Raw genomic sequence first — 13100 nt, forward strand, 5'->3', positions numbered from 1 at the left:
ACGATCGCTCGGTGCCGGTCGTCCCGCCGACGATTTCGGCGACGGACGGCTCGGTGTTCGACCCCGTGGGGGAATCGTCGGTCGATAGCGCGTCGGTGTCGAGGGCAGCGAACGCGTCGGTTGCCCCGTCTTGCTTTGTGTCGGCTGAGGCTGTAGCTTCCGTCGTTTTCGCTTCGACCGGCTCGGGCTCTGCTGGCTCCGAAGACGCATCCGACGTGGCAGCCGATTCGGGCTCGTTCTCTTCGGACGTATCGGCGCTTTCGCTCGCGTCCGGCACCGGCGACGACTGGGGCTCCTTCTCGCCGTTCCGGATAGCGTCCAGTTCGGCTTCGAGTTCGGGGTCGCGGCGAACCGGCCCCCGAGCGGCCTCTTCGAGTTCGCTCTGTCGACCCGGTGCCGTGGACAGCGGCCGGCCGGTCACCTGTTCCATCATCGCCCGCGAGAAGCGGTCTGCCATCTGCTTGAGGTCGCGGGCATCCGAGAGCTGCTTTTCGAGATCGCGGATGCGCTCTTCCTTCGACTGGAGTTCACGCTGGAGCTCTTCAATGCGGTTCTCACGGTGTTCCTGCTCTTCGGTGATATCCTGTAGCTCCTCGACGAGGTCGCCGGAGACGCTTTTCAGTTCCGGGCGCTCGAAATCGTCCAGGCCCGGCGTGGCGCCGGCGTCGAACGTCTGTTTGCGCTCGAACTGGACGACGCGAATCTCCTCGGCCCAGTCGGTCATGAGGAAACACTCGCCGTCGTCCATCTCCTCGATGTGGTTCGCGTACTCGCTTCCGAGGATGCGACCGACGACTTTCGTGTCGTTGTTCCACGTCAGCCGGTGCCAGCAGAGCCAGTCACACTGCGTGATGAAATCCTTCTTGACGTCGGCAGGGCGTTGGCTGATGCCGACGATGCCGAGGCCGTGCTTCCGGCCGCGTTTGCCCACCTTGATGAGCATCCGGCCGCACTCATCCATCCCGCCGCCTTCGGGGATGAACTCGTGTACCTCCTCGATGAGCATCAGGAACGGCTGTTTGAGCTTCTTCTCCTTGGCGAAGAGGTGTTTCGTCACTTCGGTGAGCAGGTCGCGTGCCTTCGACTCGTCCAGAAAGCTGGAGATGTCGAGAATTATCGGCACGTTCTGCTCCAAAGCGAGTTCGGCGATCTTGCCGGCGTGCTCTTCGTTCACCTGGAGGTCACACTCCTCGTCGCCGCCGACGTGAAGGATTTCGTACTCCTCTTTCAGGCCGTAATACTCGCCATCGATGTCGACTGCGAGCAGGCTGTACCCACGGTCGAGCAGTTTCTCGGCGATGACGCTTGCGCTGTTCGACTTTCCGGAGCCGGATTTGCCCGTGATGAAGCCACGCCCTGTGAGCAGGTCGACGATAGGCAGTTCGACGTTCGAGCCCATCTCGTCGCCACGGCTCACTTCTCCGACACTGATCGTTTCCTCGCCCATCGTCAGAGAAGTTGCACCCGGCGTACATAGTTCTCCGTCAGACATCTGTCATGCGCCGAACCCCTGCTATCGGTCGGCCTTCAGGATGGCAGCGACCCCGATCGTCAGAATCGGGACGAGGCCGTAGAGGATAGCCGCGATGCCGCTCGTGACGGTCTGTTGGCCGATGAAAAGCATATGCTGTTGCCGGCGACGAGGAACAGCGACAGGAGCAGCCCGCCCGTATCGTACCGGGTGGCGGCAAAGAGGAGCGGTGGCAACGATTCAAGGCCGGCCTGAATGGCGGGAAACGACATCTCACAAAGCGCCGTGAGGGCGACGAAGAGGCCGAGATTACGCGCCCGCGTCATCGGTCATGCTGGGCGAGGACGATGTACATCCCGACGATAGCAAGGCCGACGACAACGATTGCGCCCGTTCCGGCGACGATAACCGCCTGCGTCGGGCCGAGCGTGACGTTCCCGAACGGAATCGTCCGCGGAAGTATCGGCGCGGCGAAGGTGATGCCGAGCAACAGTCCGACGAGAAGCGCGACACCAGTCCCGACTGGGTCGTGGATGCGACTGTTCACGGTCAGCGTTCGACCGGTATCGTGAAAAATCAACCGAGAAGCGTCGACGACAGCAGCACGACGGTCGCAGAGCCGAGCGCGAGGACGGACGCAAGCAGCGCACAGGCGTTGCCGACCCACGATTCCCGTCTGGCCAGCCAGCCGCAGGCACCGAGGAAGACGACGCCGAGGAACACGTGCAGCGGTAGCAGAAGCCACACAGAGATGTCACCGCCCACTGCCGAAACCGCCCAGATGACGACCGTCGTTACGACACCGGGCGTGCCGTTCGCCAGTGTTTCGACGGCCACTGCCGAGGCGAATCCGTCGAGAACGATGGTACCGATGACGTACACACCGGTAAGCTGGAACTCGACGACTGCGTCCGTGTAGACCAACCCGAGGACGAAGTAGCCTGCAGCCGCAAACAGCACGGCGCCGATGGGCGCGAGAGCGAGCCAGACGAGCTGGAGCGGGGAAGCCCCACCGACACTTGTCAGAAGCGACACCGAGATGACGAAGAGGGCGCCGATTCCGGACGCCGAAAGGTAGCGCTCCCGGCGTTGAACACCCCGGAGCGATGCCAACTCGGCGGTACAGAGCCAGACGATGACGACGAGTAGTGTGAGTGCGCCCAGCAGTTCCACGGCCGTCGGCTGGGCTGGCAACGCCTGATAGGCACCGAGTCGGACGCCGACGACCATCACGGCGGCGGTGAGCGTCCACGGCGCGGCAGCCGGTACCGTGTGACGCAAGAGAGAGACGATGCCGCGCCGGACGCCGCCGGCAAGCAGGAGCGCGGCGGCGACGAACGGGAGAAACAGCTGCAGCGACGATTCGACCATACCATCCAGACGAGACGGTCGTTGCAAATGCCTTGTGTTCGCGAGCGATGCGAGACGTTATACCGAATCGGAAAGATATGCAACCCGATGGGACGCTCCGATGATGCTTTGCCGACCGGCGCGCTGCTCGCACTCGCTGGCGTCGTGGCTATTGCGGCCGCCGGCCAGCGCGCCTACGCTGCGGAATCGATAGATCCGATTTTCGTGATTGCTCTCGCCCCCGTCTTTATTGCGGGGGGTGTGCTCGTGACGCTCGGGTACCGCTCGTGGTCGCTCACGGGCGATACGAACCGCATCGTCGTCTGGACTGTCGTCGGTGCTATCGCTGTCGGTGCGACTGCCGACGCCGTGTTGCTCAGGACGCGGGCGTTCGGTGCGCCGCTCGACCCGCTTTTGGTCGTGCTTGCGGTCGCCTCCGTTGGCGCCGCCGGTGCGTCGATCACCGCCTTCATCGACACCAGACGGAAGAACGCCCTCAACGAGTTCGAACCACGAGCGCATCGCGCCGAAGCGACGCTCCGCTCCACGAACGGGTTCGCAATCGTCCGCCTCGACCCAGAGGGGTACATCGACGAGTGGAGCGAGGGAGCCAGGTCGGTCACCGGATACACGGCCGAAGAGGTCATCGGTGCCCGACTCGACGCGCTCTACCCCGAGGGTGGCGACCGCGAGGCGAAACAGCACCTCCAGCGAGCGCTCCGAACCGACGGCGTCGAAATCGACGGTGAGTTCGAGCGTTCCGACGGTGACACGTTCTACGGCGTCGGAACGCTGTCGGCTGTCCAGCCGGGGGATAACCTCCTTGGATACGTGTTCATCCTCGCAGACCGTAGCGAGGAGCGGAAACGCCGCGAGCAACTGGAGCGCCGCAACGAGCAACTGGAAGCGTTCGCAAGCGTCGTCAGCCACGACCTCCGGAACCCACTCAACGTCGCCATCGGCAACATCGGGATGGCGCGGAGCCTCGAAGACAACGAGGAGAAGCTCAAATCGGTCGAGGATGCCCTTGAGCGGATGGAACAGCTCATCGAGGACGTCCTGACGCTTGCTCGCCAGGGGAAAGACGTCGAGGAGTTCGAGCGCGTCGACCTCGAGGAGACCGTCCAGTTGGCCTGGAGCAGCGTCGACGAGATGTGGGCCGGGATGGAGCACGGCGACCTGCCGGCGGTCACCGCCGACGGCGAACGGCTCCGGCGACTGTTCGAGAACCTGTTCCGGAACGCCATCGAACACGGCGGCGAGGACGTCTCGATTCGGGTGGGCATGCTCACCGACAGTGAGGGGTTCTACGTCGAGGACGACGGTGCGGGGATTCCCGAGCATAAACGCGACGAGATCTTCGAGGCCGGCTACACGACTGGCGAGGAGGGCACCGGTCTCGGGCTGTCAATCGTCAACAGCATCGTTGAAGCCCACGGTTGGGACATCGAAGCAGCCGAAAGCCGGGACGGAGGCGCTCGCTTCGAAATCAGCGGCGTCCAGACGCTCGCGGAGATCACCGAATAACGCAGCCTATCCTCACCCGAACGTCGTTCCCAGATACGACAGCGCCGCGATAGTGGCGCCGACGACGAGACAGACGAGAACGAAAAGCGCCGTCTTTGCGAACAGATACATACCTCACCCTTGTCGCCGCACTCTTAAACCCATCTCGACGGTTTGCAGAGAGTGATAATCGAGGCGCCTGACAACTGGGTGTTCAGTGCTCATGCCCGAGAGAAACACGAGCGAACGCTCAAAGAGCAGCTGATTGGCAAGAAGGCGTCCGCGGACGACTGACCTACAGGATATCCGGCGAATCGGCCTGTATCCAGGCCGCTTCGTTCTCGGTGTCGTAGATGATGATACCGCCATCGCCCAGGGAGATATCCCGGACGACCGACTGTGCATCGGTGCGGTGGTTCGGTTCGAGGCTCATGACTCTACAGAGACGTATTCAGTATTTGACTGTTCTCCGAAGTCTCTCCCACGTCTCTCCCAAATCTCCAGTTTCCCGTTCAATCGTCTTCGGGGCTTCCGCTCATACTGCCGGACGTACGTTCGTAAAGTCATGTTTGAGTAAATGTCCTCTCTGCCCCAGTACAGGTCGGTTGAGCAGCTCTACAGTTCAATTAGTTACGTCCGGCAGTATCAGTCACGGTACTCGTCCGTGATTTCCTCGAGCGTTACGTCGCCGTCGGGCACACGATACGCCACGACCACTTCCCGGTCGGCGTCGGAGCTGTTGTCGGTTTTGTCGACGGCATACCCGATGTAGCGGCACTCATCGCGGTCGAACTCCACGACCGAGTAGCCCCAGTTGTGGCTGTCGAAGAACTCGATGTGGGGGTTCATCCCTTCGATGAGTCGCGACAGCAGGGGTTCGGTGATTCGCCCCCGCCATCCGCGTGTGAGGTGAAGCGCTTCGGCGACGTTGAGCGACGTCGTCGCGGGCGTCATGAATTCGACGCCGATGCGTTCGCCCTGTGCCACGCCAGCATCCCCGGAAACCCGACCCGGATACGAACTCTGCTGATAGGCCGCGACGTAGCAGTGCATATCCCCGGTTAACGAGACGTAGTTGTCGACATCGGCGGCCGCGATGGCTTCGGTGATTCGCTGGCGCTCGCGGGTGTACCCATCCCAGCCGCCCTGCACCGGATACAGCGACAGCGGCCCGGAGCCGATTCGAAACGGGGTGGTCAGTACCTCGTCCGCCCAGACTGTCCACTGTGAGTCGTCGCTGGTGATGGTGTCGATGAGCCACTCGCGCTGGACAGCACCGAGCATGGTTCGGCCCGGCGGCTCACGATGCGGGCCGACGTTGTCAGGCGTCGGAATCGCCTCTCGCGGCGGGTCTCGGAACAGCCGTTCGTCGGTCATGACCAGCCGACAGCGGTCGCCGAACTCGAAATCGCGCCACAGTTGCATCCGTTCGCGCAGCGACTCACCGGCCGGGTCGTATTCGACGCGCGCCGGCATGTACTCCCACCAGGCGTGCATCGCATCGGCGACCAACTCGCTCATGAACTCCGGGTCGTCACCGCGCGGATGGTCACCGGCGGGCGCGTCCGTATCGTGATCCCAGTAGAGGTCGTTGACCATCTCGTGATCGTCCCATCCTGCGATGAGCGTGTGCGTTTCCAGCGCCTCCTGGAGGAATGCATCCGAGCGATAGGTGCGGTGGAGATAGCGGTAGTCGGTGAGGTTCCACGCGCGGTCGTGGCCGCTGGGTAGCGTCTTCTCTCGATTCGGGTATTCGTACGACCCGAGGCCTTTGAATGCGCCGTCCTCGGATTCGTAGATGAAATCCCCGAGATGGACGACGAAATCGACGTCCTCCTCGGCCACGTAGTGCCAGGCCGGGAAGTATCCGTTCAGAAAGTTCTGGCAGGTCAGAACGGCGAAACTGACCGATTCCGGCGAGGCGTCCGACCGAGGCAGCGTCCGACACCGACCCGTTCGGGACGCGGTGCCGTCGTAGATGAACCGATAGTAGTACCGCGTGTCGGGCGAGAGCCGCCCGTCGAGGTCGACTTTGACCGTGTTGTCGTGGGCCCGAATTCGCATATCGTCCGTTATCACGCCATCGAAGACGACATCCCCGAACGCCGAATCGGTGGCGACCTGCACGGCCAGCGGCTGGTTCGGGTCGATGCGGTCGGACGCGAGACGCGTCCAGAGGATTACACCGGTCGGCGTCGGCCCACCGCTGGCGACGGACTGCGGAAACGTCGCATCCGGGTCTGCATCCGGGTCGACCGTGAACGCGTCGGCGTCGCTGGCCTCTATCGGGTCTAAGGCGAGCGCAAGATCGTGTGAATCGAGCGCGGAGAGCAGCTCCGCGTGCCTGTCCCCGCGACCACCTGGCTCGTCGCGACCGTTCAACCCATCTGGCATACTGCTTCGATACCCGTCGTATTGGTATCGACCTTTCGGCCGGTGGTTTGGATATGGGTGCCTCGAATCGTGAATGCCGCCGGCGTCACAGAACCCGATTCTGCTGAAAATAAGATGTTCTGGATTCGAACCTGCAGGAGCAAGCCAGGGGAGGGATTTGAACCCTCGAACTCCCGATTACAAGTCGGGTGCTTGAACCACCCAAGCTCCCCTGGCGCGTGTGGGTCTTATCCGTCGTCCGTTGTGAGGCTATCGCTTTCGACTGCTTTTTCGAGCTCGATTCGGTGGGGGTCGTAGCCGTGCCGACGGTAGAATTCGCGGGCCTCGTCGTTGGCTGCCATCGCCTGCAACGCGACGCTGTCGACGCCGCGCTCCGCAAGCGTTTCCTCGGCGGCGGCCAAGAGCGCACTGCCGATACCCTCCCCGCGGTGGCCGGCTGTGACGTAGATGTTGTGAACGAGCCCTCGGGTGACGTCCTGTTCGAAGCTTTCGGACTCCCGGCCGAACGTGACGAAGCCGACGATATCCCCGTCGCGTTCGGCGAGCAGTACGGTGTCGGTGACGACGTGCTGGAGCATCGCCTCGCGGATGCGGCCGCGGTTCGCCGATGGGCGGAGATGCGAGCCGTGCTGTCGCTGATCGGCCGCGAGGTCGACCCAGAGATCGGCGAAGGCGCTCGCGTCGTCGCTTTCGGCCGCTTCGATACTGACGTCTGCCGGTGGCGACGGCGCCATCACTGGTCGAGGACGTCGACGCCGGGCAAGGAGCCACCGGTGAGCATCCGGAGGGCCGCGCCGCCGCCGGTCGAGACGTGGTCGAACCCTTTGACGCCGAGTGCGCGCATCGCCGCGGCCGTGTCGCCGCCGCCGACAATACTCATCTCCGCACGCGTCGCCGCCTCGAACAGTTCGCGGGTGCCGAGCTCGAAGAGTTCATCCTCGAAGACCCCCGCCGGGCCGTTGAGGATGGCCGTGCCGGCGTCTTCGAGAATCTCCGCGTACGCGGCGAGCGTGCGCGCGCCGATGTCCATGGCTGGCTGTTCGGCCGGCAGTTCGTCGAGGTCGATCTCGACCCGCTCGCCGTCGCGCTCGATGGCCACGTCCCGTGGCATGTAGATGCGATGGCTGAAATCATCGAGGAGGTCGCCGGCCTGCTTGACGGCCTCGTGGCTCCGTTCGTTGACGACGGCGGCGGAGGCGGCCCCCAGCGAGACGCCGTCTGCGAGCAGGAAGGCGTTGCCGACGATGCCGGTGGTGAGGACGGCATCTGCGAGGCCGCGTTCGAGTACGGAGCGGGCGACGCCGATGGAGTCATCGACTTTCGCACCGCCGAGGACGTAGACGCGAGGCTCGGGGCTCTCGGCGATGTTTCCGAGGACGCCGAGTTCCGCTTCCATGACACGGCCCGCATACGCCGGCAGCGCGGTCGGGAAGCCGACGATGGAGGGCTGGCTGCGGTGGGCAGCGGCGAAGGCGTCGTTGACGTAGGCGTCGAGCGTGGGCGCGAGCTTCTCGACGAGATGGGTTTCGGCGGCGTCTGCGGGGTCGAAGGACATGTACTCCTCGGAGTAAAAGCGAGTGTTCTCCAGCAGGACGGCGTTGCCGGCATCCAGGTTCCGGACGCGCTCGCGGGCGGCAGAGGAGAACGTGGCGTCACAGTAGTCGACGGAGGCGTCGAGCAGTTCGTTCAGACGCTCCGCGTGCGGTTCGAGGTCGGTAAAATCGTCATCACCGGGCCGCCCCTGGTGGGCGAGGAGTGCGACGCGACCGCCACGGCTACACAACTCTTCGACGGTGTCGACGTGTGCGCGAAGTCGGGCATCGTCGGCCAGGCCGCCGTCCGCGACCGGACTGTTGATGTCCACGCGTACCCCGAGCGCCGTCCCCTCGACTTCGAGATCGTCGAGCGTCCGTATCATACCTCTCCGTCCCCACGGGGCCCGCATAGGCGTTTTGTTCCGCGGCGGGCACTTTCGGGGCGACGCGCGACCGAGACGGCCAGTACCGTATACAGCCCGTGTTGAAGACAGCGACCTGAATCGGAACGGAGGTTTATTTATTGCTTGGATTCCGAAGATATCGCGTGAACCTGAGCCATGGATGTATTTGAGACAGTCACGGCCGGTAGGCGGCTCTTTGTCAAGCGACCGGCGGTCGCTCTGCTCGCCGCTGGGATCCTGTATCTGCTCGCCGACCTGGCGTTGAAACTCGTCAACGTTCCGGTGTCAGTCGGCGGCGTACACCTCATCGGTGGCAGCCTCAAAACATCGACGTTCGGGCGGTTCCTCGTCGACGGCCTCGTCGTCGGGTTGGTCGTCGGACTCGCCGGCGTCGGTCTCTCGATGACGTACAGCATCCTCAACTTCGCGAACTTTGCTCACGGTGATTACCTCACCACTGGCGCGTTCTCGGGCTGGCTCGTGGCGTACATCGTCGGCGTCTTCACGCTCGGTCTGGACGTCTCCACCGGCGATATCGTCCTGCTGAACGCACCCTCGCTCGTCTCGGCGGCGAACGCTCCCATCGCAATTGTCGCCGGGCTCATCGCCTCCGCGCTCGTCACGGTCGCCATCGTGCTCCTGCTCGACCGCTGGGTGTACCGGCCCATGCGTGACAAAGGCGGCATCCCACTGCTCATCGCTTCCATCGGTGTCGCGCTCGCGCTCCGCTACGCCATCGTCTTCATGTACGGTACGAGCGCCCGTGGCCTGACCTCGACCAGCTCGATTCCGCAGTGGTCGATCCCGACGGGTGACGGCAGCGTTCCGATCGACCTCCACGAGATTACGCTCATTATCGCGGCCGTCGGCCTGATGTTCGGAATCCACTTCCTCCTGCAGCGAACGAAACTCGGCACGGCGATGCGTGCCATGGCCGACAACAAAGCCCTCGCCCAGGTCACCGGCATCCCCACGGAGCGTGTCATCCGCGCGACGTGGATCATCGGCGGCGGCCTCGCCGGTGTCGCCGGCTTCCTCATCGTGCTGGAACGCGGCACACTCAGTTTCAACATCGGCTGGCGGCTCCTGCTTCTCATCTTCGCCGGCGTCATCCTCGGCGGCATCGGTAGCGTCTACGGTGCGATGGCAGGCGGCATCCTCATCGGCGTCGCCTCCCGGATGTCGCTCGTCTGGATTCCGTCCGACTTCGCGCGCGTGGCTGCCTTCACGGTCATGATTCTCGTCTTGCTGTATCGGCCCGAAGGCCTCTTCGGCGGGGTGAAAACAGCATGACAGTCGGCGCACGACTCTGGGGTGCCGTCCCGGAGTATATCAAGAACGACGACACCCGGCTCATCGCGGGCCTGCTCGTCTTCACGTATCTCGTCTACACGCTCGCACAGACGTATCTCGCGGTCGCGAACAACGCGGCCGTGCTGCCGGCCGTCGCGAATTCCCTGCAGAACATCACCTTCCTCATCGCGGTCTACGCCATCATGGCGCTGGCGTTGAACCTCCACTGGGGGTACACGGGGCTTTTCAACATCGGTATCGCCGGCTTCATGGCTGTCGGTGTGTACTCGATGTCGATTCTCGCAGCGCCGGCAACGGGGTCGCCGCCCGGGTTCGGCCTCCCCGTGCCGGTCGCTGTCATCGGCGCCGTCATCATCACCGCTATCGTCGGCGGCATCGCGGCGTTACCGGCGTTGCAGTTGGAAGCTGACTACCTCGCTATCGTGACCGTTGGCTTCTCGGAAATCATCCGGCTCGTTTTCAACGCCAGCTACTTCGCGGGCACCGTCAAAGACCCCGAAGCAAGCGGTTACAACGTCATCGAGATTTTCGGCTACACGTTCGGAACCGGCGGCGGGCAGGGCATCAACACGCCGACGTCCTCGCCAGCGGACTTCCTTTACTCGACCACGTCGCTCGGCGATCTGCTGTACGGGCCGACCGGCGGCCCGAACGTCCTCGGTGAACTCGTCTACGGTGCCGCCGATTCTGTCGGCGTCAATTCCAGCGTCGTCAACGGCGCGACGTACGCCTTCTTCCTGCTTCTCGTCGTCATGACGCTTTACTACGTGCTGCTTGTCCGAATCGGCAATTCGCCGTTCGGACGCGTTCTGAAAGCCATCCGTGAAGACGAAATCGTCGCCCAATCGCTTGGGAAGGACACTCGCTGGTTCAAGATCAAGGTTTTCATGGTCGGCTGTGCGCTGATGGGGCTGGGCGGCATCCTCTGGCAGGGCTCGTTCGGCTTCGTCAATCCGAACACGTTCCGACCCATCGTGACCTTCTACATCTTCACGGCGCTCATCATCGGCGGCTCAGGGTCGAACACCGGGAGCGTCATCGGCGGCGCGGTCTTCGCTGCCTTCCTCTTCGAGGGGCCGAAACAACTGGCCCGAGTCGTCCAGGCCAGCGTCGAGGGGCTTCTCGTGACCGTCTCCGGGCCCGGCGCATCGCTGCCATCGCCGAACAATTTCTACGCCGCGGTCGTCTCGCTCGACCCGCTTGCGTGGCTCGGTTTCGCCATCGACAACGTCAGCACCCTGAAGTTCGTCTTCCTCGGTGCTGTGTTGGTGTATCTGATGCAGAACCGGTCGGACGGCCTCCTCGGCCACCGCAAGGAGATCGCTTCGAGCGTCGATCTCAGTGAACGCACACCCGCTGGGCGGCCGGCCGCAGATGGTGGCTCAGCCGACACCGGAGGTGAGACCGATGAGTGACGCAGTCGGGACGCCCGAAGGCGTCGACTCACGCGACCCCGAAGAACTGCCCGACACCGAGGACAGCGAGGTGGAGAAAGCGGCCCAGCAGACGCCGCGTGGTCTCCCGCTCCGTGTTCAGAACCTCGAGAAACACTTCGGCGGCATCACGGCCGTCGACGGCGTCTCCTTCGAGGTCGAGGAAGGCTCCCTGACGGGGCTTATCGGCCCGAACGGCGCCGGCAAATCGACGACGTTCAACTGCATCACCGGCGTTCACGAGCCGGATGCCGGCACCGTCCTGTTCCAGGGTGAGGACATCACTGGCCTCAAACCGCACCAGATCGCCAACCGTGGCCTCGTGCGCACGTTCCAGATTGCGCGTGAACTGGAGGAGATGACCGTCCTCGAGAACCTCATGCTCGCCCCCCGACAGCAGATCGGCGAGAAACTCATCAACTCCGTGGCGCCCGGCCTCCGTGGCGACGTCATCGAACAGGAGACCGAACTCCGCGAGGAGGTCTGGGAGACCCTGGAGTTCTTCGAGATCGACCATCTCGCGGAAGAGTATGCGGGCAATCTCTCCGGCGGCCAGCGGAAACTGCTCGAGCTCGCGCGGGCGCTCATGGTCGACCCCGAAATGCTGTTGCTCGACGAACCCTTCGCCGGCGTCAATCCGTCGCTGGAGGAGAAACTGCTCGACCGGATTCACGCCCTCAGAGAGCAGGGTTACACGTTCCTCCTGGTCGAACACGATATGGATCTCATCATGCAAAACTGCGAACGCGTCATCGTCATGCACCAAGGGAAACTCCTCGCGGAAGGCGCTCCCGAGGACATCAAGAACAACGAACAGGTCATCGAAGCCTACCTGGGTGAGGACATATGAGCGCGGGCACTGGCGACCAGCGCGACGTGGAGACGGCGGGCGTCAACGCCACCGACTTCACCACCGCCGAGGAGAGCCTCCTGCAGGTCGAGGAGCTGGATGCCGGTTACGGCGATCTCCAGATTCTCGACGGCGTCGATATGAACGTCGAATCAGGCGAGTACGTCACCATCGTCGGCCCGAACGGCGCCGGCAAGTCGACGGTGATGAAATCCATCTTCGGGCTGACGAACTACATGGGCGGCGAAATCGAATTCGATGGCGACGACATCACGGGCAAGGCCCCCGAGGACATTATCCACCTCGGCCTCGGCTACGTCCCGCAGTCCGACAATATCTTCTCGTCTTTGACCGTCCTCGAGAACCTCGAGATGGGCGCGTATATCCTCGATGAGGTGCCCCAAGAGCGCCTCGACGAGGTGTTCGACCGCTTCCCCATCCTGAAAGAACGGCAGTCCCAGAAGGCCGGCACCATGTCCGGCGGTCAACAGCAGATGCTCGCGATGGGGCGGGCGCTGATGCTCGACCCCGACCTGCTCATGCTCGACGAACCGTCGGCGGGGCTCGCCCCCGACCTCGTCGACGACATGTTCGACCGCATCGACCGCATCAACGAGGCCGGCACTGCGGTGCTCATGGTCGAGCAGAACGCGAAAGAGGCGCTCCGACGCTGTGACCGAGGGTACGTCCTCGTCCAGGGACAGAACCGCTTCATGGACTCCGGCGACGCCCTGCTGAACGACGAGCAGGTTCGCCAGGAGTTCCTGGGCGGCTAATCGACGCGTCGTTTTTGCATAGCTGTCGCTACTCGAGAGCGCGTACGAAAGAAAAATCGGGAGTTCG

Annotated in this window: 12 protein-coding genes and 1 tRNA gene; 5 read left to right on the forward strand and 8 right to left on the reverse strand. The window is 63.5% G+C overall.

All coding sequences use genetic code 11. The annotated features are described in order from the left end of the window. The 3 genes from ACI8UR_RS03750 to ACI8UR_RS03760 all read right to left on the reverse strand — a co-directional run. Positions 1-1447, reverse strand: a 1447-nt coding sequence (locus ACI8UR_RS03750; RefSeq protein WP_415087575.1) for a helicase HerA domain-containing protein, incomplete at its 3' end; no start/stop codon positions are given. 346 nt (positions 1448-1793) lie between these two features. Continuing rightward, positions 1794-2018, reverse strand: a complete 225-nt coding sequence (locus ACI8UR_RS03755; RefSeq protein WP_411715468.1) for a hypothetical protein — start codon at positions 2016-2018, stop codon at positions 1794-1796. A 29-nt stretch (positions 2019-2047) separates the two neighbouring features. Further along, the gene (locus ACI8UR_RS03760; RefSeq protein ID WP_411715467.1) at positions 2048-2842 is read right to left on the reverse strand and encodes a hypothetical protein; all 795 of its coding nucleotides are present in this window, start codon (positions 2840-2842) and stop codon (positions 2048-2050) included. A gap of 87 nt (positions 2843-2929) precedes the next feature. Here ACI8UR_RS03760 and ACI8UR_RS03765 point away from each other — a divergent pair, with 87 nt between their 5' ends. Further along, on the forward strand, positions 2930-4348 hold the full coding sequence (locus ACI8UR_RS03765) for a two-component system sensor histidine kinase NtrB (RefSeq protein ID WP_411715466.1): 1419 nt from the start codon (positions 2930-2932) through the stop codon (positions 4346-4348). Positions 4349-4622: 274 nt separating this feature from the next. Here ACI8UR_RS03765 and ACI8UR_RS03770 read toward each other — a convergent pair whose 3' ends face one another. The 5 genes from ACI8UR_RS03770 to ACI8UR_RS03790 form a co-directional block, all read right to left on the reverse strand. After that, positions 4623-4760: a hypothetical protein gene (locus ACI8UR_RS03770; protein WP_411715465.1), complete on the reverse strand. Its 138-nt coding sequence runs from the start codon at positions 4758-4760 to the stop codon at positions 4623-4625. A 212-nt stretch (positions 4761-4972) separates the two neighbouring features. Beyond that, the gene (locus ACI8UR_RS03775) at positions 4973-6721 is read right to left on the reverse strand and encodes an alkaline phosphatase D family protein (protein WP_411715464.1); all 1749 of its coding nucleotides are present in this window, start codon (positions 6719-6721) and stop codon (positions 4973-4975) included. 142 nt (positions 6722-6863) lie between these two features. Then, positions 6864-6937: transfer RNA gene (locus tag ACI8UR_RS03780), tRNA-Thr, on the reverse strand. An 11-nt stretch (positions 6938-6948) separates the two neighbouring features. Then, the gene (locus ACI8UR_RS03785) at positions 6949-7455 is read right to left on the reverse strand and encodes an N-acetyltransferase family protein (RefSeq protein WP_411715463.1); all 507 of its coding nucleotides are present in this window, start codon (positions 7453-7455) and stop codon (positions 6949-6951) included. Continuing rightward, a complete protein-coding gene (locus tag ACI8UR_RS03790) occupies positions 7455-8639 on the reverse strand; it encodes a phosphoglycerate kinase (RefSeq protein WP_411715278.1) in 1185 nt (394 codons plus the stop codon). Before ACI8UR_RS03790 ends, ACI8UR_RS03785 begins: the two co-directional genes overlap by 1 nt. Positions 8640-8816: 177 nt before the next feature. Here ACI8UR_RS03790 and ACI8UR_RS03795 point away from each other — a divergent pair, with 177 nt between their 5' ends. Genes ACI8UR_RS03795 through ACI8UR_RS03810 form a run of 4 tightly spaced genes read left to right on the forward strand, consistent with a single transcriptional unit; the run spans position 8817 to position 13033 of the window. Further along, positions 8817-9953 carry a branched-chain amino acid ABC transporter permease gene (locus tag ACI8UR_RS03795; protein ID WP_411715277.1) on the forward strand — a complete coding sequence of 379 codons (1137 nt, stop codon included), beginning with the start codon at positions 8817-8819 and terminating at the stop codon, positions 9951-9953. Further along, positions 9950-11389, forward strand: coding sequence for a branched-chain amino acid ABC transporter permease (locus ACI8UR_RS03800; protein WP_415087576.1), 1440 nt, complete (start codon positions 9950-9952; stop codon positions 11387-11389). Before ACI8UR_RS03795 ends, ACI8UR_RS03800 begins: the two co-directional genes overlap by 4 nt. Further along, the gene (locus ACI8UR_RS03805) at positions 11382-12257 is read left to right on the forward strand and encodes an ABC transporter ATP-binding protein (RefSeq protein WP_411715275.1); all 876 of its coding nucleotides are present in this window, start codon (positions 11382-11384) and stop codon (positions 12255-12257) included. Before ACI8UR_RS03800 ends, ACI8UR_RS03805 begins: the two co-directional genes overlap by 8 nt. Next, the gene (locus ACI8UR_RS03810) at positions 12254-13033 is read left to right on the forward strand and encodes an ABC transporter ATP-binding protein (protein WP_411715274.1); all 780 of its coding nucleotides are present in this window, start codon (positions 12254-12256) and stop codon (positions 13031-13033) included. The genes ACI8UR_RS03805 and ACI8UR_RS03810 overlap by 4 nt, the downstream gene beginning before the upstream one ends. Positions 13034-13100 lie beyond the last annotated feature (67 nt).

The sequence above is a fragment of the Natronomonas sp. genome (assembly GCF_047616845.1).
In the GTDB taxonomy this organism is placed as follows: Archaea; Halobacteriota; Halobacteria; order Halobacteriales; family Haloarculaceae; genus Natronomonas.